The 23766-nt window shown below is 40.8% G+C and carries 17 protein-coding genes; 7 read left to right on the top strand and 10 right to left on the bottom strand.

Features of this window, described 5'->3' with window-relative positions:
* Window positions 1–424 precede the first annotated feature (424 nt).
* The 5 genes from trxB to PLZ15_04035 all read right to left on the bottom strand — a co-directional run bounded on the left by trxB (window position 425) and on the right by PLZ15_04035 (window position 4736).
* Window positions 425–1369 (bottom strand): thioredoxin-disulfide reductase, encoded by a 945-nt coding sequence (gene trxB / locus PLZ15_04055; protein HOI28911.1) that lies wholly within the window; start codon window positions 1367–1369, stop codon window positions 425–427.
* 25 nt (window positions 1370–1394) lie between these two features.
* Window positions 1395–1742 (bottom strand): thioredoxin family protein, encoded by a 348-nt coding sequence (locus PLZ15_04050; protein HOI28910.1) that lies wholly within the window; start codon window positions 1740–1742, stop codon window positions 1395–1397.
* 90 nt (window positions 1743–1832) lie between these two features.
* The gene (locus PLZ15_04045) at window positions 1833–2708 is read right to left on the bottom strand and encodes a DMT family transporter (GenBank protein HOI28909.1); all 876 of its coding nucleotides are present in this window, start codon (window positions 2706–2708) and stop codon (window positions 1833–1835) included.
* A 27-nt stretch (window positions 2709–2735) separates the two neighbouring features.
* A complete protein-coding gene (locus tag PLZ15_04040; GenBank protein ID HOI28908.1) occupies window positions 2736–3098 on the bottom strand; it encodes a sulfite exporter TauE/SafE family protein in 363 nt (120 codons plus the stop codon).
* Window positions 3099–3110: 12 nt separating this feature from the next.
* Window positions 3111–4736, bottom strand: a complete 1626-nt coding sequence (locus PLZ15_04035; GenBank protein HOI28907.1) for a M1 family metallopeptidase — start codon at window positions 4734–4736, stop codon at window positions 3111–3113.
* A gap of 121 nt (window positions 4737–4857) precedes the next feature.
* Here PLZ15_04035 and PLZ15_04030 point away from each other — a divergent pair, with 121 nt between their 5' ends.
* Window positions 4858–6504, top strand: a complete 1647-nt coding sequence (locus tag PLZ15_04030; GenBank protein ID HOI28906.1) for a M28 family metallopeptidase — start codon at window positions 4858–4860, stop codon at window positions 6502–6504.
* Window positions 6505–6544: 40 nt separating this feature from the next.
* Entirely contained in the window at window positions 6545–7105 is a 561-nt protein-coding gene (locus tag PLZ15_04025) for an inorganic diphosphatase (protein ID HOI28905.1), read from the top strand.
* Here PLZ15_04025 and PLZ15_04020 read toward each other — a convergent pair.
* Window positions 7102–8511 carry an amino acid permease gene (locus tag PLZ15_04020; protein ID HOI28904.1) on the bottom strand — a complete coding sequence of 470 codons (1410 nt, stop codon included), beginning with the start codon at window positions 8509–8511 and terminating at the stop codon, window positions 7102–7104. The two genes, PLZ15_04025 and PLZ15_04020, sit on opposite strands and share 4 nt — an antisense overlap.
* Before the next feature lie 227 nt (window positions 8512–8738).
* Between PLZ15_04020 and PLZ15_04015 the strand changes: the two genes are divergently transcribed.
* From PLZ15_04015 to PLZ15_03995, 5 genes are all read left to right on the top strand, one after another.
* Complete coding sequence (locus PLZ15_04015; GenBank protein HOI28903.1) at window positions 8739–10973, top strand: inorganic phosphate transporter; 2235 nt, start codon at window positions 8739–8741, stop codon at window positions 10971–10973.
* A gap of 160 nt (window positions 10974–11133) precedes the next feature.
* A complete protein-coding gene (locus tag PLZ15_04010; GenBank protein ID HOI28902.1) occupies window positions 11134–11256 on the top strand; it encodes a hypothetical protein in 123 nt (40 codons plus the stop codon).
* Between the two features lie 45 nt (window positions 11257–11301).
* Window positions 11302–13125 carry a KUP/HAK/KT family potassium transporter gene (locus PLZ15_04005; protein HOI28901.1) on the top strand — a complete coding sequence of 608 codons (1824 nt, stop codon included), beginning with the start codon at window positions 11302–11304 and terminating at the stop codon, window positions 13123–13125.
* A 186-nt stretch (window positions 13126–13311) separates the two neighbouring features.
* Window positions 13312–13764: a hypothetical protein gene (locus PLZ15_04000; protein HOI28900.1), complete on the top strand. Its 453-nt coding sequence runs from the start codon at window positions 13312–13314 to the stop codon at window positions 13762–13764.
* A 94-nt stretch (window positions 13765–13858) separates the two neighbouring features.
* Window positions 13859–14503, top strand: a complete 645-nt coding sequence (locus tag PLZ15_03995; GenBank protein HOI28899.1) for an OmpW family outer membrane protein — start codon at window positions 13859–13861, stop codon at window positions 14501–14503.
* 25 nt (window positions 14504–14528) lie between these two features.
* Here PLZ15_03995 and PLZ15_03990 read toward each other — a convergent pair whose 3' ends face one another.
* The 4 genes from PLZ15_03990 to PLZ15_03975 all read right to left on the bottom strand — a co-directional run bounded on the left by PLZ15_03990 (window position 14529) and on the right by PLZ15_03975 (window position 23753).
* On the bottom strand, window positions 14529–15338 hold the full coding sequence (locus PLZ15_03990; protein ID HOI28898.1) for an SDR family oxidoreductase: 810 nt from the start codon (window positions 15336–15338) through the stop codon (window positions 14529–14531).
* Window positions 15339–15407: 69 nt separating this feature from the next.
* Window positions 15408–18374: a GH92 family glycosyl hydrolase gene (locus PLZ15_03985; GenBank protein ID HOI28897.1), complete on the bottom strand. Its 2967-nt coding sequence runs from the start codon at window positions 18372–18374 to the stop codon at window positions 15408–15410.
* 52 nt (window positions 18375–18426) lie between these two features.
* On the bottom strand, window positions 18427–21495 hold the full coding sequence (locus PLZ15_03980; GenBank protein HOI28896.1) for a cellulase family glycosylhydrolase: 3069 nt from the start codon (window positions 21493–21495) through the stop codon (window positions 18427–18429).
* A 23-nt stretch (window positions 21496–21518) separates the two neighbouring features.
* Entirely contained in the window at window positions 21519–23753 is a 2235-nt protein-coding gene (locus PLZ15_03975) for a family 20 glycosylhydrolase (protein ID HOI28895.1), read from the bottom strand.
* Window positions 23754–23766 lie beyond the last annotated feature (13 nt).

Below are 23766 nucleotides of genomic sequence, written 5' to 3'. Positions count from 1 at the left end.
TTTTTAGCTCACGCATTTTTTATAAAATAAAAATTCTTTTCAAGAATTACCAAGATATACCCGTCATTTCTCGAATGATAATTGATTTTTATAATAAGTCTACTTAAACAGTTTTTATGATTGTTGCTCCGCGATTTATTATAAGAGAAAGGTTATTCAATTTTTTAATTATTCGAAAAGCTGAAACAATAGAAGTGTTTACATCCTGCATGGTATGAAAGTTTTTTGAGTTTATTCAGATAGCACTACGTCTCAACCAGTGAGCCAACATAATTTAATAGTGATCCATCCAGATGATTCGTCTCAATTGAGATAATAAAGAATCTAAGCAATGGCAGTTATGTTGAAGTTCATAAAAAAAGCATCTCCTTAGCAAAACTAAAAGAGATGCTTTCATAAAAGCAAATCGTTGGGATTTAATAAATCAGGAGGGTATCAATTCTTTTCTGAGTTTATTAACATATTCCGCAGCACTGAGGGCGGCTATTGTACCGTCCGCTACAGCTGTTGTAACCTGCCGGTAACGTTTGGCAATCGAATCTCCCGCGGCATATACACCCTTTAAATTGGTTGACATATTCTTATCAACTACTATCTCTCCGTATTGATTCAGATCTAATATCCCGGCAATTTTTTCTGTATTGGGAACATATCCGATAAATATAAATACCCCGTCGATAGTCATTTTAGTAATCTCTCCGGTGTTCTGATTCTGAATTTTAATTCTCTCAAGTTTTTCATCACCGGAAAATTCAATAATCTTCGATTCCATAATAAAGTTTATTTTCGGGTTTTTTCTGGCCTCATCAATATAGTGTTCGAATGCCTGGAAATGATCGAACTGATGGACTATTGTTACCTTGGAAGCATACTTTGTAAGAGAAACCGCCTCTTCAAGCGCGGAATTACCTCCGCCCACAACAACAATTTCCTTATCCTGGAAAAAGTCGCCGTCGCATGTTGCGCAGTATGAAATGCCTTTCCCTTTAAACCGATCTTCTCCCGGGGCTCCTATTGTTCTCGACTTTCCGCCCGTTGCGATTATCACCGCATGAGCGGTATAAACATCCTTATTATTTACTGTAATCTCTTTTATCTCGCCCTGCAGATTCATACCGGTTATTTTAAGGTTGCTCTTAATTGTGCATCCGAATTTCTGTGCCTGACTCTTCATAATTCTAGCAAGTTCGTAACCGCTAATACTTTCAACTCCCGGATAGTTGGCGATTTCGTGAGTGAGTACCATCTGTCCGCCGACAGCTCCTTCGTTAAGTATAAGGGTGTTAACCTTAGCTCTAGAAAGATAAATTCCGGCGGTAAGTCCGGCCGCTCCGGCGCCAATCACAATTACATCGAAATGATTCTGCATCTTAATTTCTCCCGCTCAAGAAAGATTATTTCTTTCCGAATTGTTCGTCAAGAATTTCGGTTATCTGTTCTTTGGACTGGATGGAGCTTGTCGCTTTCACAACTTTTCCATTCTTATAATAAACAACAAAAGGCAATCCCTGGAAGCTCCTGCATTCGGGTAAATTTCTTATAACGCGGGCATCGGGTGTGTCGAATTCCATATCAGCGAATTTCACATTTTTATATTCGCTTTCAAGTTCCTCCATCGACTCATATACCGGAATACACATAGGACCCATTCTTCCGCAGCAAATCATGACATTTTCGTTTTCCTGAAGAAGTTTAGAGTGTTCCTGTTCGGATAATACGTGTGTGAGGTTGGTTCTTAACATAAATTCTCCTGTTTTTGGAAAGTTAGATGAATTGAACAGTAAAAGGATTCGGATTTAGCGGAGGGATTCCGAAGATCTGCAAAACCTGATTTATCGGGGTTTCAATTGAACAAGAAGCGCGCCTATAGCGGCGGTAACCAAACCCGCCAGTTCTTTTATGGTTATTGATTCACCCAGGAAAATCCAGGCAAGTACCGCAATCTGAATGAGCATCGTATTGTTAATAATACTCGATTCCATCGCTGTAAGTTTTCTAAGAGATAAATTCCATATTGTAAACGCAAATGCAGTATTGATCAGCGCAAGCCACAGAAGATATAATATATTTGATGTGCTTATCGGCGGGAGCCCTTGCACAGAAATTCCGATTATTAGAAGCAATACCGCGCCGGTGCCCATGCTTATTACTGTTACAATTAAAGGATGATGTTTTCCTGTCCGGTTAATCTCTCTTCCCAGTATAGACGAACCTGAATTCGCAAGAACTCCGGCAGTCATTACAATCAGTCCAAGAGTCTGATCGCCGGTGAGGGAGACCGGTAAAAAATAAATTATAACACCGGCTAGAAAGAGAAATGAACCGGCCCATTGTCTTGATGAAGGTTTTTCTGAAAGAAATTTGATTCCAAGTATTGCGACTATTATCGGCGAGAAATTTAGCCAGAGAGTTACTGTTACGCTTGGCAAAAGGGAGAGTCCAATGAACTGTGTCCCCTGCGTAGCAGTATAAAAAATAATTCCAAGCGAGAAGAGTTTAAGCCAGGTAATCCGGTCGTAACTCTTAATCTCTTCAATCCGGTCCTTACGGAAAACAAACGGAAGTAAAACAATAAAAGCAATGAAATAGCGCAATCCTGCGAAAGTAAGGGGAGGAATTTCTTTCAGACCCAGCTTAATTATCACAAACGAAGTTGACCATAAAAAGGTTACTAGAAGCGCGAGAAGTAGCGCTGCGGTTCGTGATATTGACCTGTTAAAAATGGTTGCCTCGGACTATTTCCAGAAAAACAGTTTCATTGCATATAAAAAGAGAAACACAGCAAAGATTTTTTTTAACGTCCCTTCCGGAATCGAAAGTGCGTAGAGGGAAGAAATGTAGCTTCCGATCAGGAAGGTTATTATCATAATACCGATCGCTTTAACGTGGACGTGGCCTGCTTTATAGTAATTCATAACAGCCAGAATTCCGATCGGCAGAAGCAGGAAGCCGAGAGAAGTACCGTGAGCATCCTTCTGTGAATAACCGAGGAAAGCTACCAGCAGCGGAATAACAACTATTCCGCCTCCCAGTCCAAGTACGCCGCTTACAAGCCCGGCAATTAAGCCGATTATTAAAAGTATTATTGTTTCGTTCATATTTCCTTTCGATTATTTTGTTACTAAATCCATCAGGATCCATTCATCGGGATCAATAACAAAATCGTTTCTGTTTGTAAGTGTAATTTCGCCTTTCCCGTTTTTCATTTCAACTCTGGAAATCTTATCTCCCGATTTAACTTCAACCGGTAATTCAAAAGGCAGATTGTTTACTGTTTCCCAGCGGAGTACAAGCCTACCTTCTTCAATTGAGTAATGAAGTTTTGGAATGGGGGCGTTCCTTAGATAGACTTCAAAAAACCAGTCCAGCTTTTTACCGGAATATTTTTCGGCAATACTCATCATTTCGTCTGTATCGGCGTTTCTGCATTGTCTGCCGTCCGTAATCCGTTCCATCTCTTCAGTCGGATATGCCCATCTTCTAAGGATTTTGAAAAATGCATCATCGCCGACATAGTAACGGAGTGTATGAACAATCCATGCCCCTTTATTATAAATATCACCGGTATAAGCTTCGCCGCTTGTAAGTTCAGCTCTAGGAGCCACCGGTTTTTTATTTGCAATTCTCTTATACTTTCTTAAATATTCGATATATTCTTTTTTGCCATAAACTTTTTCGAGATAAAGCGGTTGTAAGTAAAGTCCAATTCCTTCGTGAATCCAGAAATCGCTCCAGTCCTTCACTGTCACAAGATTACCGAACCATTCGTGCGAAAATTCGTGGTGGTGAAGCCAGTCGATCGGAAAGCTCGGATCGTCTTTCCATCCGAATCCGTAAGCTATAGCGGTCTGATGTTCCATACCTAAGTGCGGAGTTTCTACAACGGCATATTTATCAGCCCGGAACGGATACGGTCCGCACAACTCCTCATTTACTTTCATGTGCTGCAGGAATTGGACCGAATGTGCTTTGGCTTTCTCATAATTCTCCGGCAGGACCCAGACTGTAAAAGGGATTTTTCCGCCGGCAATACTTGTATAGTCGTATTCAATCGGTTTATACGGACCAAGGTAAAACATGATATTATAATTATTGATAGGATTGGAGACAAACCATCTGGAAGTCTTTGTTCCGTTCTTATTATCGGTTAATGATATAAATCTTCCGCTCGCAATGCATTCAAGATTATCCGGGTAAGTGAACCGGAGAGAAACGGAATCGGGCTCGTCGCCCGGATGATCCTTGCATGGAATCCAGATATCCGCGCCGCCCCCCTGGCATGTGAGTGTAATCCAATCTGTATTATCCTTCGTTTTACGCCAGAGAAATCCGTCGTCCCACGGCGGATTCTTTGCGATACGCGGCGAACCGCTGTATGTTATTGCCAGTGCAAAACTGCTTCCGGCTTTAACCTCCTTATTGAATGTTACAAGAATTTTCCCGGGAGAATAAATATATGATAATGAATTTGTAGGGAGGTTCAGAAGTTCGATATCACTAATTGTAAATGTAGTGTCGAGATCAATAATCATCTCTCTGAAATCTGTAACTGCGGCAGCGGTTAATATAACACTCCCCCCTATAGCTTTTTCTGAAGGATCGATCGTAAGATTAATATCATAATGCTTTACGTCATAGCAGGCCTGGCCGGGGAGAAGTTTTCCTCCGGAATCCTGCGAACCGAATTGCGCAAACAGAAAAGCCGGAATGATCATAAATAAAAATATCTTTTTCATTTTACTCTCAATTCTACTTTTATGAAATTGGACACGTAATTTCTTTAATTAAGTGAACTAAAAATAGAATTCTGAATAAATAATTACCAATCATATTTATAAAAACAGAATAGGAATTTATATGAAGCGCGGATTATTCGTTTCGGTTTTTGGAATTATAGCATTATTCATTGCCGGATGCTCGGATAAATCAAATGAAGTTCCGGTTGTGAATGAAGAAGTGTTCGTCAAGCATGTTGAAGAGATCTCTTCCGATAAATTCCTCGGCAGAAAACCCGCTTCTGCCGGTGAAGAGATTACGATTAATTATCTTGTAGAGGAATTTAGAAAACTCGGCCTGGTACCGATGAACGGAGCCAGCTATCTTCAGCCAATCCCTCTTGTTGAGATTTCCCCTGAATACCCGAAGAAACTTGTAATAAAGGGAACGAACGGCAGTGTCAATCTCGACCACGCCGTAGATTATGTTGCAGTAACTAAAAGGATTGAAGATAAAGTTGAAGTTGATAGTACGGAAATTGTTTTCGCAGGCTACGGTATTGTTGCCCCTGAGTATGGATGGAATGATTATGCGGGGATCGATGTAAAAAATAAAATCGTGATTGTAATGGTTAACGACCCCGGTTATGCAACGGCCGACAAGAATCTTTTCACCGGCAGAAAGATGACGTATTACGGACGTTGGACATATAAATACGAAGAAGCTGCGCGTCAGGGCGCTGCGGGCATTCTGATTATTCACGAGGACGGTGCTGCAAGCTATCCCTGGGCCGTGGTTCAAAACGGCAGGACGGGTCCGCAGCTCGTTATCAACGACGGTAAAAACAATTCCTCCGCATGCAAATTCGAAGGATGGATTACATCCTCGAAAGCAAAGGAGATTTTTGCGCTTGCCGGCTGGAACCTTGATGACGAACTGAAATCTGCCGCGGCAAGAGGATTCAAATCCAAACCGATGCAATTGACTACATCCCTCTCAATGAAAAATAAACTTGAATTTCATAATACACATAATGTGCTCGGTTATATCCCGGGATCAAAGAGACCCGATGAATATGTTTTCTTTATGGGTCACTGGGATCACTTCGGTATTGATACAACTCTGACGGGCGATCAGATTTTTAACGGTGCTGTTGATAACGCAACAGGAGTGGCAGGAATTCTTGCGATTGCTGATGCTGTAAATAAACTGGAAATCAAACCTGAAAGATCAATCGTATTCTTCGCAATTACTCTGGAGGAATTCGGTCTGCTCGGTTCGGATTTTTACGTAAAACATCCGCTGGTCCCTATTAATAAAACCGTAGCTGCGGTTAATATTGATGCGCTGAATATTTTCGGACCGACAAAGAATTTTTCTGCGATTGGTTACGGACTTTCTGAGGTTGATGATTTTATAAATGAAGAAGCAGAAAAAATTAATAAGAAAATTATTCCGGAGTCGTTCCCGGAAGCAGGCTCCTTTTTCCGTTCGGATCATTTTAATTTTGCAAAGGTCGGAATTCCCGCCGTATATATCGGCAGCGGAAACGAGCATATGACAGAACCCGAGGGATTCATGCAGAAGGCCGGAAGCGAATGGATAAAAAATAATTACCACAAAGTTACGGATAATTATGAACCCGATAAATGGAACAGGGAAGGAATGATGGATCAACTTAATTTTGTTTACAGGATCGGTCTGAATATTGCGAATTCCGATCTGTTCCCGAACTGGAATCCGGATACCCCTTACCGGAAAATAAGGGATGCTTCGATTATAAAATAAAGTAGAGTTTAATTTGTCTCACATAAGGCAGGGATGAATAATGAAAAAGAAAAAAACTGTACCCCAGCGTTTTAATCCTTGGCATCATGTCGATTACGGCAAGAACGCACCGGAAATTTTAAATGCAATTATTGAAATTCCGTTCGGATCAAAAACAAAATATGAATTGCATAAAGAAAGCGGACTCTTAAAACTCGATCGTGTTCTTTATTCAGCCGTACATTACCCGGCTAATTACGGATTCATTCCACAAACGTTTTGTGATGATCAGGATCCGCTAGATATACTTGTATTATGTTCGGCGGAGGTTGATCCTCTCTGTATTATCGAAGCGAAAGTAATCGGCCTTATGCGAATGGTTGATGACGACGAGGAGGACGATAAAATCATCTCTGTGGCTAAAAACGATATTTCTCTAAACTATATTGATGATCTGAAGCATCTACCTCCTCACACCACGATTCAGCTTAAGCGTTTCTTCGAGGATTATAAGAAGCTTGAGCATAAACATGTTATTGTAGAGAAATTTCTCGGCAAAAAAGAAGCTTATAAGGTTATCTGGGATTCGATCGAAAGATATAAAATGGAATTCTCACTTTAATTTCTTTTATCCCGGTATTTCCAGAAGAAATACATCGGTAATCCGCTTGCTACGAGTATTAATCCCATCATAGCGTTGCTCGTATCGGATATAATCGTGTTCATTAAAAAGAAGAAAGCGAAAATTACAAAGATGGCCGGTGTGTATGGATATCCCCAGACTTTAAAGACACGTTCTTCATCCTTCATTTTTCTTCTCAGTACAAAAACACCGAATGCACCAAGCATGTAGAACAGCCAGGATGCGAATATTACATAATCTGTGATTGTATCGAATGAACCGGACATTACCAGTATGCACGACCAGATTCCCTGAATGATAAGAGATACGTGCGGAGTGCTGTATTTGGGATGAACTTTCCCGAGACTATGAAAAAAAAGATTTGCCCGCGCCATTGCGTAAGGGACTCTCGCGGTTGCGAGAATGCTTCCATTTAAAGCTCCGAATGTCGATATGATTACGGCAATCGATATAATCATTCCTCCGTTTGAACCGAATATCTTCTCTGCCGCGCTTGCCGCAACGAGAGGCGATTTTGCCATTTCATCTATCGGAAGGACATATAAATATGCCACGTTTATTAGAACATAAACAACCATTACAATTAAAGTGCCGTATATTAATCCTAACGGAACGTTCCGCTTAGCGTTTTTTACCTCTCCTGAAACAAACGTAATATTATTCCAGGCATCGTAAGCCCAGAATGCGCCTGCAAATGCTAATCCGATTAAGCTGAATAAATTTTTAGAAACGGCTTCGGGAATTGTAAAACCGGTATAAATATTCGAAAGGCTTCCGTTGCCGAAGAGAATTATCAGGAAAGTTATTAGCAGAATTGTAATAATTTTTATATATGTAACAATGGTCTGAACTATTCCGCCGAAAAAAACACCCATATAATTGACGACTGTTAAAAATATAGTGCATAATATGGCTACTGCTTTTGTACCGAAATCGACGAATGGATAGATATCTCCTACGAGAGGCATGAAAATAGAAAACTCCTGCCACGATTGCGGCAGCTGAGGATATTTTATAAAGTAACCAAGGTACTCAGCAAAAACATATGCTATTGCCGCCTGGCTTCCTGTTTGAATTACCGAAAGAATCGACCAGCCGTATAAGTAAGCAGTAAAATCACCGTACATTTTCCTGAAGTAGACATACTGGCCGCCGGTGGAATCGATCATTCCGGAGATCTCGGCATTTACAAGGACGGCAATCATCGTAATTAATCCGGCTGCTATCCATACAATTATAAGAAGCTCGGGTGATCCGAGCTGTTCAGCCATAACGGAAGGTTTTCTGAAAATTCCCGAGCCGATCATCGAACCGGCTACAATCATTATCGCTGCTGTAAGTGTGAGTTTCCTTACCAGGTCGCCTTTGGTATTCTTATCATCCATTACAACTCATTAAAATTTGGGGCAAAATAAGCATCTCATCTTAAATGTCAAACCCATTTTTTCGCGTTTTTTAAGGGGTCTGATAAAACTTAACAATTTGTTAACATTGCATTTAAATGAATCGGCTTAAATAATTTGCAATAATTTCTAAATTAACAGCCAGCATTTTGATTTTTTCTTACCGATAAGAACTTAAATTTTATATATAATTCTTTTGGAGTATCCGGGTGGAAACCTATCTTTTTCTTGTAATCATTTTATTTGTTCTGGCTACATCGGACCTGGTTGTTGGTGTTGCTAATGATGCGGTGAATTTTCTTAATTCCTCCTTAGGCTCGAAAGTTGCCCCGCGCCATATCATTCTTATTGTAGCGAGTCTGGGTGTTGTAGTTGGAACTCTCTTCTCCAGCGGTATGATGGAAGTTGCACGCTCCGGATTTTTTAATCCAACTATGTTCACGCTGAACGAGGTGATGGTTATATTCCTGGGAGTTATGTTTACAGACGTACTGCTGCTGGATCTGTTTAACACTTTCGGATTGCCTACTTCAACAACTGTTTCTTTAGTCTCCTCTTTGCTTGGCGGTAGCGTTGTTATGGGCCTGGTGAAACTGGGACAGTCCGGCAGAGGAATTGAGTTCCTCGGTGAATATATAAATACCGGAAGGGCTCTCGGAATTTTCTCTGCGATCCTTTTATCTGTAGTTGTTTCATTTACTGCCGGCGCCATTGTGCAGTATCTTTCACGATTAATATTCACATATAATTTCGAAAAGACACTTAAACGTTACGGTGCTCTATGGGGAGCTGTTGCACTGACATCAATTACATATTTTATTTTTGTTAAGGGAGCCAAAGGAACCACATTTCTTTCTCCGGAAATGATTGAATGGATTGCTACACATACACTCGCCGTACTCGGAATAAGCTTCGTCTTCTGGACGATAATACTTCAGTTATTTCTCTGGTTTACTGAAATAAACATTTTGAAACCGATAGTACTGGTAGGTACATTCTCTCTTGCTCTTGCATTCGCTGCCAACGACCTTGTAAACTTTATCGGCGTTCCACTGGCCGGATTAAGTTCGTATCAAATAGCTTCGCAAAGTTCTGATCCTCTCGGAATTACAATGGATGCTCTTTTAAATCCGGACAAGACAAATTCTGCAATTTTGATTCTTGCCGGTTTAATAATGGTCGCAACTTTGTGGTTTAATAAAAAGGCAAGGACTGTAACTAAAACAGAAATTAATCTGGGCAGGCAGTTCGACGGCTACGAGAAATTTGAATCATCCGCTCTTGCAAGAAACATTGTCCGACTCTCCTTAAACCTGGGACAGTCGATAAAAAAAATAATTCCGGATGGACTTTATTCAAAACTGGAGAAAAGATTCGACACTTCTGGAATCGACCACTCTGTTTACAGCAAGAAAGACCGTCCGGCGTTCGATTTTATTCGAGCAACTGTTAACCTGATGGTTGCCAGCAGCTTAATATCTCTAGGTACAGCCTACAAACTGCCCCTTTCAACAACGTATGTTACATTTATGGTTGCCATGTCCAGTTCATTTGCAGATAAAGCCTGGGGAAGGGAAAGCGCAGTTTACAGAGTAAGCGGTGTATTAACTGTAATTGCGGGCTGGTTCCTCACGGCATTCCTGGCATTTACAAGCACAAGTATTTTAGCTCTTATGATGTATTACGGCGGACTTACGGTCACTATACTTATTGTTGTTGGAGCGATGTTCTTTATTATCCGTTCAAATGTTCTTCATACAAAAAGGGAAAAGAAGTCGGCAAAACTGGAAGCGGCTGCAGGCGAGGATGAAAAAACCGCTCTGCTCGACAGCCTTGTCAACGATGTAAAACAATTCCTTTCTACTGCTCACAATATTTATGACGATGTGTATTCGGGACTTGTAAACGAGAACAGAAAAAAACTTAAAAAAGCCGTTAAAGAAACAAAAGAACTCGACGACCACGGTTCAATTATTATGAGTAAAATTTTGCAGGGTGCTGTAATAATTGAAGATACGTTTTCAAACGAGGATTTGAATCTCGGCAAAACAGTTTCGTCTGTTAGAGAAGTTTCCGCATCGCTTCACGACATCTCAAAATTATGTTATGAACATGTGGATAATAATCATTCCGGACTTTCTAAAGAACAAAGAGAAGATTTTAAGGAATTGAAAAATTTTATTACAGCTGAGTTTGACCTGGTTGCGAGTAAATTTGCTAAGAAGGATCTTTCAAAGCTCGAAGATCTTCAGGAAAAAATTCATGAAATGAAAAAGTCGGTTAAAAAGCTGGACAGGAATCAGATGATCAGGATCAGAAAGGGATCTACAAAGATCCGGACCAACCTTCTTTTCATGAATATTCTTTTTAAGACGGAAAGCATCTCGGAGAATGTTTCCCGGATTATTGATTTTAATAAAGAGCTCCTTAAAAAAGGGCGCTAGTTTAAGTTCATAATTAATTAAAGATATTTGTCAGTCCCTTATTTGGAGAATTGTCCCGATTTTTTAGAATTAACGGAATCGGATAGACCCTAATTCCTTCTTCATATTATAGTTTTCTTTTTATATTTTAGTCACAAACAAAATATGAGACAAAGCTATAATGGAAACACCTGACAAAAAAAATACAGTACATAGTTTTGCTTTCTTCTTATTGATGACGATACTCGGACTGACAGTAGTAGTCAGCCTGGGTTATATGATCTATTCAGTCCTTTTCGGTTAACCGGAAAATTGAGTTTATTTTATAATAAACCGAATAATCCCCAAAATGACATCTAAAGAAACCTCACCATTTAATTTAAAAGAGATTGTTAAAGCCATGGGACTTGTGTTCGGCGATATCGGAACAAGTCCAATTTATACGCTCACGGTTATATTTCTTTTAACCCCGGCGACAAAAGAAAATGTCCTCGGAATTTTATCGCTTGTATTCTGGACACTGGTAATTCTTGTTACTATTCAATATGCAATACTTGCAATGAGTCTAAGCCAGAAAGGTGAAGGCGGTATAATTGTTCTTAAGGAAATTCTTTATAGTTATTTAAAGAAGGGAAGATCAGTTGCGCTCGTTGGATTTTTAGGATATGTGGGTATAGCTCTATTAATGGGTGACGGTGTAATTACGCCGGCAATAAGTATTCTTTCGGCTGTTGAAGGACTTGAACTGATTCCCGGAATCGGGCATATAAATCAGAATACCGTTATCATAATTACCATTGTTATTACTATTTTACTTTTTAGTGTTCAATCTAAAGGAACCGATAAAGTTGCGACCTCGTTCGGACCGATAATGGTTTTTTGGTTTTCTTCACTATTAGTTACAGGTTCGGTTTCCTTATTTAGCAATCTTGAAATAATTTCAGCAATCAGTCCTCATTATGCTGTCGGATTCATGTTCGAAAATGGAATTGCAGCATTTTTCGTTCTTTCGGAAGTAATCCTTTGTGCGACAGGAGGCGAGGCAATTTATGCTGATATGGGACACCTTGGAAGAGAGCCGATAAGACGGGCCTGGTATTTTGTCTTTTTCGCCCTTGTATTCAATTATTTTGGTCAGGGTGCTTATGCATTGGAACACGGATTCAGCATTAATATTTTATTCGAAATGGTAAGAAGTCAGGTGCCGTTTCTTTATGTGCCGTTTTTGATTTTAACATTGATGGCAACGATTATTGCCTCCCAGGCGATGATAAGCGCGATGTTCTCGTTAGTGTATCAGGGAATACGAACACATATTTTCCCTTTAATTAAGGTTAAATATACCTCTACTCATCTTAGGTCTCAGATATATATTGGTGTGGTTAATTGGGGACTTTTAGCAGCAGTTATCTTTATGATTTTTATTTTTAAGGAATCCCACAACCTAGCAGCGGCATACGGGTTGGCTGTTACCGGAACAATGACAATTAGTGCAATTTTAATGCTGTCAATATTTGTTATTCAAAATCATAAGCTCAAGTATATTATTTCCATTTTTAATCTGATTATAAATTTCCTCTTTCTTGCCGCGGTATTCACAAAAATTCCGCATGGCGGCTACTGGTCGATCGTTATAGCTGCAATCCCGTTTCTGACAATAAAGATCTGGACCCTCGGGAACAAAGCCGTTTACCGTTCATTCCGCTCGCTTCCGGTCGATACATATATAGAGAGCTTTAATCAGCTGTATGAAACCGGAAAAGTCCTTCCGGGTACAGCATTGTTCTTTACAAAGGATCTTCATATGATCCCGCCCTATATGGTACACAGTACTATAAGAGGCAATATCATCTATGAACAGAATATTCTGATCTCAATTGCTACGATGGATAAACCTTTCGGCGTGCAGAAACTCTTCGTACCCGAGATTACAGAAGGATTGTCCGGTCTCGAAATTCAGGTCGGTTATATGGAAAAGCTTGATATTACCAGCATACTGAAGGAAGTGGATATCGACTCGAAAGTAATGTTCTATGGCGCGGACGATATACAGGCAAAGAAACCCTGGCTTAAGATATTTGCTTTCATAAAACGCGTTTCCTCCAATTTCGTCCAGTTTCTCGAACTCCCTTATCAGAAACTCCACGGCGTTATTACGCGTATCGAAATATAATTTCACGTTGAAATTATCATAATTTTGTCGTAAGATTAATCAGTCTAAAGTCCGTTTATTTACTTCAAAGGTGAAGTTAATGTCGCGGCATTATCAATATTCTTTCCTGTCTTCCCTCCGCTTACTTATAACAAATCACTCCGTTCCTTTTTCCAGAATAAATTATCAATGAATGGGGAGGAGAAAATGAAAACTGCTATAAGAATTACATTACTATTATCATTGTTGATTTCGGTTCAGGCGATTGCACAGCAGGTAAAATATTGCCAGATGATAGGCAAGAGTGTAAATCAGATAATTAATACGTTCGGTAAGCCGGTACATCAGGATTTAAGCAATCCTGATATGAAATGTATTTTCTACCAGACTAAGACACAAAGAACGACTTTTATTGCTGATAAATCGGGCGTCTACCAGATTCAGGCCGATCTTTCATTCGACACGCAGAAAGATGCAACAAAATCGATCGACGGATTTTTAACCGATTGCGGATCGCAGAATTATCAGATCGATACACTGAATGCCGGAAATTACAATATCAAAACGTCCGGTGTGAAGATGACTCTTAATCTGTTTGAGAACACTTATCTGAAAAAGTATGAAGTGAAATTCAAAGCGGAAAAGAGTGAATCGAAGTAAATGCTGTTATAAATTGGAAGAAATAATTATACATAACTGAAGTATTTTTAGAATTAGAGAAGTTTTAAGTAAACCAGCCGGAGGGGGATTCGAAATGAAGAGAATTGCATTCTTTCTTATTCTGATAATCGCAATAAATTATTCCAGTGCACAGACAGAGAGTAGCAAAGAAGGTGTCGGATCTTTAAAAGGAAAACACAGTTTCGGTTTCAGCATCGGAATGCTCAATCAGAATGAAGTATCGGTTTATAGTGTGAATGTTAAAGCCGAAGCTAATTTCATCGGCGGCATCTTTTACAATTACTGGCTTCGGGATGAATGGGCGCTTGAATTGAGTGCCGGAGTTTTGAATGCAGAGGTTTTCAGCGGTGTAAGCTTTCTCGGTGTAGAACAGAAAGCCGCCACAGTAATACCATTGCTTGCGGGTGTCCGGTATTATCCGCATTTCATAGCATTTGAAGAAAATGTTAGACCCTATATTTCAGTTCTGGTAGGGGCTCATATGGGCCACTCATCATCCAACAAAGTATCTCTCGGTATAATCACAAGCACAGTTACCAAAGTTGAATCTGTATTTGCGGCGAGAACCGCTTTAGGAATAGACGCATTTATTGAAAGCTGGCTGAGGATAGGCCTCTGCGGCGGATATAATTTTGGATCGGATTTTAAGGAAGCTGTTGGGACACGATTGAATTACAGCGGATTTGAGCTTTCAATTAATTTCGGAATTATTCTATAATTCATTTCCCTTAAATACAGATTGATTAATTGAGCTCCGTCATCTCTTCGCTTACAGACCAGAATTGTGTCATCACTGTTCTGTCAACGGCCGTAGGGTGAGGTTTCGAAATATTGCTGTCAATAAAATATTCGCCGCTTACGGATGCCGCTCTTTCTGATGAAGCCAGGTAGACCGAAGTTTCAGCCCCTTTTTTTACTGAAGCACCGGTCATATTAAATCCGGTTTTGAGGAGTTTTGTAGTAATTACTCCCGGGTGAAGAGAATTGGATTTTAGATTTGTTCCCTTCAAACGCGATGCGAGCTCGTTAGAGAATAAGATATTGGCAAGTTTTGATAATGCATAAGTACCGTAACTGCTGAAACTCTTCTCCGAATTCAAATTGCTCCAGTCCAGCTTTGCATTCTGATGGGCTATCGAACTTACATTTATTATTCGTCCGTCATCACTCTTTTTTAACATTTCAAGCAGCAGGTTTGTCAGCAGGAAGTGGGACAGGTGGTTTACGGCAAACGTCATTTCATACTTCTCCGGCGAATAAACAAGCTTGTTCATATAAATGCCGGCATTATTTACAAGAACATCGAGCCGGGAATAATTGGAAATAATCGTATCGGCAAGTTTACGGACGTTATCCAGCGAAGAAAGATCCGCAGCTACTGAAAAAACATTATTACTTCCGGAGATCTTTTTAATCTCGTTCATAACCATGTTTGTCTTAGATTCATTTCTGCCGTGTACGATTACATTAAAACCCTTTTCAGCAAGTTCGATGGCCGTTTGTCTGCCTATGCCGTCTGTTGCGCCGGTTATAAGCACTACTCTGTCTTTCATTTAATTCCTTTCTTAATTACAATCCGGTATTTAAACGCCATCTCGAAGAAGATAAGTTCACAATTAATATCAGTTAATTTTAAGCTCGTCAATAAAAATCCAGCATTTATATCCGGCGCCTTTATGCCAGTCGGGGCAGATTTTCAGACTTTCGGCTGTAACTTTTATATAGCGGGCTTTGACCGGTTCAAATATCGCAGAAAAATTTTTTATCTGAAGAGAAGTGATTTCGGGCGGAAATTCGTTTTCAATTACGGCGATCTTTGAAAAATTAATTCCGTCTGTTGAAATCTCGTAGGTCACTTTTCTCGGCATAAAGATCCATACATTCGGATCATTAAGAGTTGTAAGAGAAAGTGTGCTTATCGTTTTAATTTCTGTCAGATCGAACACGGCTTCGAGGTCTTCGCCTTCAAAACCCTGCCATTCTCCGTTCTGAAAACTTACAGTGCCGTATCTTCCGTCCGTAAGAGCCATATCTCCGCCTCCTGTATAACGGTCGTCGAAAGAGACTTTATATTTGGCCGGGGGGTAAGGAGATTCCGTAAATCGTGAAGAAGCAACGGGACTCTCGCGGCCATCGGGAAGCCGGGCAATCGTTTTAATCGTGAGGCTTTCAGATATGTTAACCGGTTCCTTGTAGACCGAAGATGCCGAATCCGGTTCGCTTCCGTCGAGCGTGTAATGAATTACAGCACCGGGAGTATTGCAGAAAAGTGTTACCGGTTGATTCATATAAAATATTTCGGACGGTGCGGAAATTTGAGGCATCTCTATTTCCACATCTTCCGGTCTCATAGCAAACAATCCTTCTTTGCCGGTTCCCCAGCTGCTATCCGGCGATGGGCTCATTTCAAATTCGATTATTCCGCCGCGGATAATCAGGTCGTGAGTGATAAACGGTTTATTATATTCTGAACCATTCAATCTTGACTTAGTAATGAACATATTCTTTTCAGACTGATTAAGAGTTTTTACAATAAACTGATTACCGTCCTCAAGGCGGATTGTTACTTTATCGAAAACCGGTGAGCCGGTTACATAAATATTCTGTCCGGGCGCAACAGGATAAAAACCGATTGCACTGAAAACATACCATGCCGATAGTTGTCCGCAATCGTCATTTCCGCAGAGGCCGTCGGGCGCGGTTGTATAGAGCCGGTTCATAATATCTCTTATTCTTTCCTGTGCTTTCCATGGGGAGGAAGTATAATTGTAAAGATAAACGGCGTGATGCGACGGTTCATTACCGTGAGCATACTGGCCGATCAAACCGGTAATATCCGGCTGGTGTCTTCCTTCAAGCTTATTTGGTTCGGCAAACATTTGATCTATTTTTGAAACAAGATTTTTTTCACCGCCGTGGAGTTTAATCAATCCTTTTACATCGTGAGGTACAAAGAAATTATACTGCCATGCGGACGCCTCGGTGTAGATCGCGTTCACCTCTCTCGGATTGAACGGTTCAATCCAATCGCCGTTTGAGAGCCTTCCACGGAAAAATCCAGTGGACCCGTCGAATAAGTTCTTATAGAAAAGGGAGCGGGCATTAAACTTTTTAAACTCCTTATCATTCCCCGTAAGCTTTGCGAATTGAGCGATACACCAGTCGTCATAAGCGTATTCGAGAGTTTTGGAAACGGACTCATTCTCTTTATCGGCCGGGATGAATCCGCGCTCGCGGTAGAGTCTTAAACCGTGCTGATCACGTTCCGCGCTTTTGATCATCGCTTCAAGAGCAAGTGAATGATCGAAATCCCTGATCCCTTTCATGTAGGAATCGAATATAACCGGAATTGAATGATAACCGATCATTGTCCAGGTTTCGTTTGATGCAAGCTCCCAGACTGGGAGAAGTCCCCCTTCTTTATATTTAGAAAGAAGGGTCTTGATGAAGTCGAGCGATCTTTTCCTGTCCAGAATTGTAAGCAGCGGATGTTCAGCCCGGAATGTATCCCAGAGAGAAAAAACGGAGTAGTATTCAAAATCATTCGACTGATGAATTTTTCTGTCCATTCCGAAATATCTTCCGTCGACATCGTTGAACAGATTTGGAGTAATGAGTGTGTGGTAAAGTGCTGTATAGAAGATTTTTTTCTGATCCTCCGTGCCGCCCTCAACAATAATTTTCGATAATTCTTTTTTCCATTTATTCTCTGCGTCTTCAAGTGTTTTTTGAAAATTGAAATGAGGAATTTCGGCTTCAAGATTTCTGCGGGCGCCCTCTATATCCACTGCGGAAATACCGATTCTCACAAGAATAACTTCTTTTTCAGTTGTTGAGAAGAGGAGCGCCGCTTTAGTATTTTTTCCAGATAATTCAATTTTCCTGCTGCTTAAATGATCGTTGTCAAAAAGAAATGATTTTCTGAAAGGTTTTGAAAAGACGGCATGAAAATAAAAAGTGTGATCCTTTGCCCAACCGCTCGATCTCCTGTATCCTTCTATCTTATTGTTGTCGATTACTCTGATGAAACCTTCGCTTTCAGAATCGAGCCCGTGCTTCAAATCGATTATAATATTTGATGAATCGGATTCCGGGAATGTGTATTTATGAAATCCGCATCGCTCGGTTGCCGTCAGTTCAACTTTAATTTTGTAATAATCGAGATAAACGGAATAATAACCCGGAGAGGCAGATTCGTTTTTATGACTGAAACGTGATCTGTATCCCTGATCGGGATTCTCCTTGCTTCCGGGGATTGTCTTTATCTGACCGGTCGTCGGCATAAGAAGAATATCGGCATAGTCCGTAGCGCCTGTACCGCTTAAGTGAGTGTGGCTGAATCCCATAATGGAATTATCGGAGTAGTGATATCCGGAACACCAGTCCCAGCCCTCTATTCCGGTGTCCGGACTCAGCTGTACAAGTCCGAATGGTACAGTTGCACCCGGATATGTGTGACCGTGTCCGCCCGTCCCGATAAACGGGTCAACATATTTTAGAAGACTATTCTGAGCCGTTACTAATGAATTTGAAAAACAGAAAAGTGTAAAAAAAGTTATACCTGTAAAAAGGAATCTGTTAATTCTCATTGGATATACCCGGTCTTAATTAAAACTGTTGCGATGATTTTTTTTATTGCTTCTATTCGGATTCAACCAAAATCCTGCCGTTCGTTTTATCGGCAATTAAAATCTTGCTCGATCCGGCTTCAACTACGGTTTTAATCTTAAATCCGTTTAATATTATTTCTCTTTGCGCAGCGGTAGTAGATTCATTTACTAAAACAATGAAGGCCTTATCATTAAAAGCAAGAATGCTTGTTGATACCGGTTCGGCGCTGAAACTATAATCAAATCCGCTTTCATTAAGAATCTTCCTTAGCAATAAAATCAGCGGCTCCTTTTCCTTTGCGAGTTCGATAGGAAGAGGTTCGTGAAAGATATTCCCGGTCGAATATAGACTTTCCCTGCCGCACTTCTTTATAAATTCATTCTGCTGGTTGTCGAATGTAACCGTCATCCCGTTACCGTATTCATCAATCCTGAATTTTTCATATAGAGATACCGGCGTTGACTTTGTTGTTATTCCGGTTTCTAATATCATTTTAGAAAGCTCACCGTATGAATTCCCTTCCAGCGAACCGGTGAAAAGAATCTTTATCCCGCTCCGGGCGGCACTGTTAAGAGCTTCTAAGGCATTGTCGTCCAGGAATTCTGCTGACGGTACTATGATGAGCCGGGAATTCTTTACCCGGTCGTATGTGATCCTGTATTCGGAGAGCAGAAGGGGAGTTATTCCGAAGTGATCGGTTAAAGCCCTTACGATTCTTTTTGTTGAAAGATCGCCGTTCTTCCTTCCCGAAAATATTTTTGTATGAGGAATTAAAACAATTATTTCCGCGGAATCGAAGTCTCTTAGAACTCCGGCGGCTTTTGTAAAAAAGTTTGAAAACTTTCTAACCGTTTCAATTTCTTTTTTCGCGGTGCCGTCCGGACGGAAAATTCCGATTGCCGATTCATTATCGATCGGCATGAAAGGATTTATATTCCAGGCCCACTGAACAATTCCCGCGCCGCGCGATGCAAAACCGAGCGCAAACTTTTTATCGAGAAGGTTTTTAGCGTTCTCCGGCGTCCTCCACAGATTACCGTCAATATCCTCGAGACGCATCAAACCAGTCTCCGAAATCAGATTTGGTTTCTCAGGTACTTTTGTCATAAGCCCGTCCCACATCAGATCGTCATTAAGCCACCAGGTATGAATCGAAGTATAATCGACGGCTGAATAATGAAATTGCTGTGCCGGCCGGTTGCCGGTTCCACCCTCGTCCTGTCCTAAAGTTACAAGTGAATTTGATACAGACTTAATAACCTTGTTTAAGGTATCTGCCCATGCCGTAACCACATCCTGTGTGAAGAGATTGAAATCGAGCGCCTTACGCGGGCGGCGGTCTTCTTTATAGATTCTGTAGCTTAACTCGCTTTCGGATGGAGGCGAATGAATATCCCCGAAAGGATCGCGCCAGAGATTCTGAATTTGCGCGGCTGAATTTTTATGTCTCCTGTTTATCCATCCGGCCCAGGCCTCTTTTTCATATCGATCACCGATTGGTGCATTCTTCCAGATATCGTTGGGAGGCGAATAAGAAGGTTCGTTAATAAGATCGTAATGAATCCATCCTACATTCTTATAACGTGTTGTAATTAATGTGATAAAAGTCTTCTGCCATTCAATGGCGCGGGGATCCAGATAAGGATTGGTGCCTCCGTTAAGCGGAGGAGTAAACGCAAAGAAATTGAGGCAGACAACAATATTATATTTTGCCGCCGTCATAATATATGCATCCAGGGCGCGGAGAAAGGATTCGTCAATTGCTCCTCTATCCAGCATCGATCTGGACCACGAATTCCAGAATCCGGTCCGGATAAAATTGATTCCGGTTTTTTTCATCGTCTCGAAATCTTTATTCCATACGAATGGATTCGGTTCAAGTAAAAATTTTCTATGCACATCCGATGCCATATAAGTCGTACCGATTACGGGAAATATTTCACCGTCCTTCAGCAGCCAGTCTTTTGATGCAGTGATACGCGGTCCTTGCGATGCGAGCTTATCATCCCACACCCAGAATCCGGTTGTTATTATTGATGGATTGTGACCGATGTTCAATGCTTCAATCTCAACAGAATAAAATCCTTCTTTGAATGATTCGGGGCTTCTCAATTCAATCGTGGATGTATGAAAATCAGATGTACCAAATAGTCCGGGATTAATTTGAAGTACTTTTCTGTTCTGAGAGTCTTTCACGGTTACTTTCAGCTTTACCGGATTGTTGTTCAGGTTACCCGGACGGAACAGATTAATCCGAATTAAAGGATTCTCTCCTTTGTTGGTTGACGCAAAGACCGGATTGGCTGTAAATTCAATTGCACCTTCAAGTGCGCGGTCGATCAGTTTTTTTATAAGCTCTTCTGATAGTTGAGCATTGCTTGCCGAGAAGATCCATCTGCCGCCGGCGCTTCTACCCTGAAGACGGTCGATCTCAATGACCGGTGCTGCGAAAGGATATCCGTCGCTATTAATCAGCTGAACCAGCGGGCGGAGTACTGCGTCCCTCGGTCCTGATGAGCCGTCCTCTGCCGGAAACTCCTTTTCGGTTGTAAACCTTACTGTAAATTCGTAAACGGTTGAAATTCTGGCTAATTCATTATTCCGTGAAGAAAAATTGTTTAGACTAATAAACTTTTCGGTTGTGTAGAATTTTTCGGAGTTTAGTTCAATCTTCTCGGCAGGACCAATCAGCAGTCTTCTGGCAAAAGTCTGCTGGGGAATTCCTTTTGTCCATACAGAATCTTTAAAAATAACCGGTTGATTGAATGGAGACCCGCCAATGTAAAGAAGGCTTCCGCCGGATTCAAGAAAAGCGTAAATAGTCTCCCATGCATCAAGGGGAAATGCGGAGCCATAGGGCAGTATCAGCAGATTGTATCTTTCGCTCTTCAACTTGTCGTTAAGAGAGCTGATGCTGTTTAAAATATCATGGTCGTACTGAGCGGAAATTCTTCTCAGCTCCGGTTCGTTGATTGCGGGTATATCTACGGATGGAAAATCCTTTGCTAGAAATAGTGCTATCTTTTTGGTTACTTGCTGCGGATATGCAACAGTAAATAAAATAAAAAATAAGAATAGACCGCTTTTAATTTTTTTCATAGAGAACCGGTTTAATTTATTCACTATTGATTATAGAAAAAGAACGTGTCTGCGGGAATCAGTTTTTTTCTGAATCCAGGACCTTCAAATTCAGCTTTTAGACTCTGACCTCCGAACTTTTCAAAATAAATTATTCTGAAAGGATATAATCCGGTTTTAAGAAAGATCTTACTGCTTACTTCTTTGTCCGAATGCAATCCGTCGTTATCAACAACAACACGGTTGTCGATTAGGAGTTTACTTCCGTCGTCGGATGTAAGATAAAATATGTAATCACCTTCCTTTTCAATATTAATAAAACCGTTCAGATCAAGACCGAAATAATCCTGCCGCGTATTAATTCTATCGATATCTAATTTATAAATTTTACCCTCGCGCACCGGTTCCATTTTCTCAAAATCCGGCAGATTGTCCCACTCACCCTCAAAGTATTTAAAGAGTAAACCGTTCCTGGTTGTATCAACGAAACTGATCTGAACTGTTGCCGTAGGACTGCTTTTTCCGTTTGGGAGAAATGTTTTAGCTTTTAAAAGCTGAGGAGCAGAAAACCTGAGCGGACCTGTATAAGACAATGAATTAGTTTCGGGCTCAGTACCGTCGAGCGTATAATATATAGATCCGTTTCTAACGGGAGAGCTGAGAGTTATTTCCTCGTTCCTGTCGAGTAGGAGTTCCCCGCTCTCGTTTAATGGCGGAGGAATTCTGAAGTTGTAATTCTTCTTGGTCAGAAGATCGTAGTGAGTCGTTATTCTTGAAAAAAAGTCAGCTGCGTTTCTCGATTTTTTTTCGCTCCATACAACTTCGCTTAGCGCACAGAGTCTGGGAAGAAGCATATATTCTACATGATCTGTAGATTCATAACGCTCAGACCACATATTTGCCTGCGCACCCATTATATATTTGGCTTCTTCATCGGTAAGCACTTCGGGAACAGGTTCATAGGAATAAACTTTCTCTATAGGTGTAAAACCACCGAAAGCTATCGGTTCACCGCTCAATCCCTGATAGTGATCGAAATAGCAGTGCGTACCGGGGGACATAACGACATAATGTTTCATCTTAGCAGCGGCAATTCCGCCTTCGGTACCGCGCCAGCTCATAACCGCGGCATTGGGCGCGAGTCCGCCTTCAAGTATTTCATCCCAGCCGATAATTTTACGGCCCCTGGCATTAAGAAATTTTTCAATTCTATGAATAAAATAGCTTTGAAGTTCGTGTTCGTCTTTCAGATTTTCATTCTTAATTCTAGCCTGACACTTTTCACAATTCTCCCATCGTATCTTAGGCACTTCATCACCGCCGATATGTATATACTCGCTCGGGAAGAGCGCTATCACTTCCGAAAGGATGTTTTCAAGGAATTCAAAAGTCCTATCGTTTCCGGCGCAGAAGACGTCTTCGAATACTCCCCAGATTGTTCCAACTTCAAAAGGTCCGCCGGTGCAGGAGAATTCGGGAAAAGCCGTGAGTGCGGCAAGTGCGTGGCCGGGCATTTCAATTTCCGGTACAACGGTAATGTATTTCTGTTTTGCGTATTCAACCACTTCGCGGATCTGGTTCTGTGTAAAGAAACCGCTGTGAGGAATTCCGTCTCCCATAGTCTCTTTTCTTACAGATCCTATTTCTGTAAGTTCGGGATATTTCTTGATTTCGATTCGCCATCCCTGGTCGTCGGTTAAATGCCAGTGGAAAGTGTTTATCTTATACATTGCAAGCACATCGATATATTTTTTAACGAATTCAACAGGGAAGAAATGCCTGCTTACATCAAGATGAACACCGCGCCACTTGAAACGGGGATAGTCCTCTATTGCAACGCTGTTCAACTGAATGGATCCGGTTTTTTCAAGAGGGAATAACTGAATTAAAGTTTGAATTCCATAAAACAAACCCGCACCCGTTTTTCCCTTCAAAACAATTTTATCAGATGAAATGTCAATCTTGTATCCCTCATCCTGCTGAATACCCGGATCAAAAACAAACTCGATTATGTTCGAAGAAACTGTCCCGGATTTAATTACGGGTTTAGCTCCGGTTACAGCCTCGATATTACCCGCCAGGAGTTGAGCCAGCTTAATTACTTCATTGTTCTCTTCGGTGAAAGTTATTGCTGTATTCCTGTCAATAGTAAAAAATCCGTCACCGTTTTCAATTAAAACAGGCTTGGGTATAATTGGAAAAGACTGACTTAAAAATGATACCGGAGCGGATAGTAAAAGAACTAATGATGCAAGAAATATCTTTTTAAATGTGTGCATGGTTAATCCGGAT

The sequence above is a fragment of the Melioribacteraceae bacterium genome (genome assembly GCA_035362835.1).
In the GTDB taxonomy this organism is placed as follows: Bacteria; Bacteroidota; Ignavibacteria; order Ignavibacteriales; family Melioribacteraceae; genus DSXH01.
This window is presented reverse-complemented; position numbering and strand designations above follow the sequence as displayed.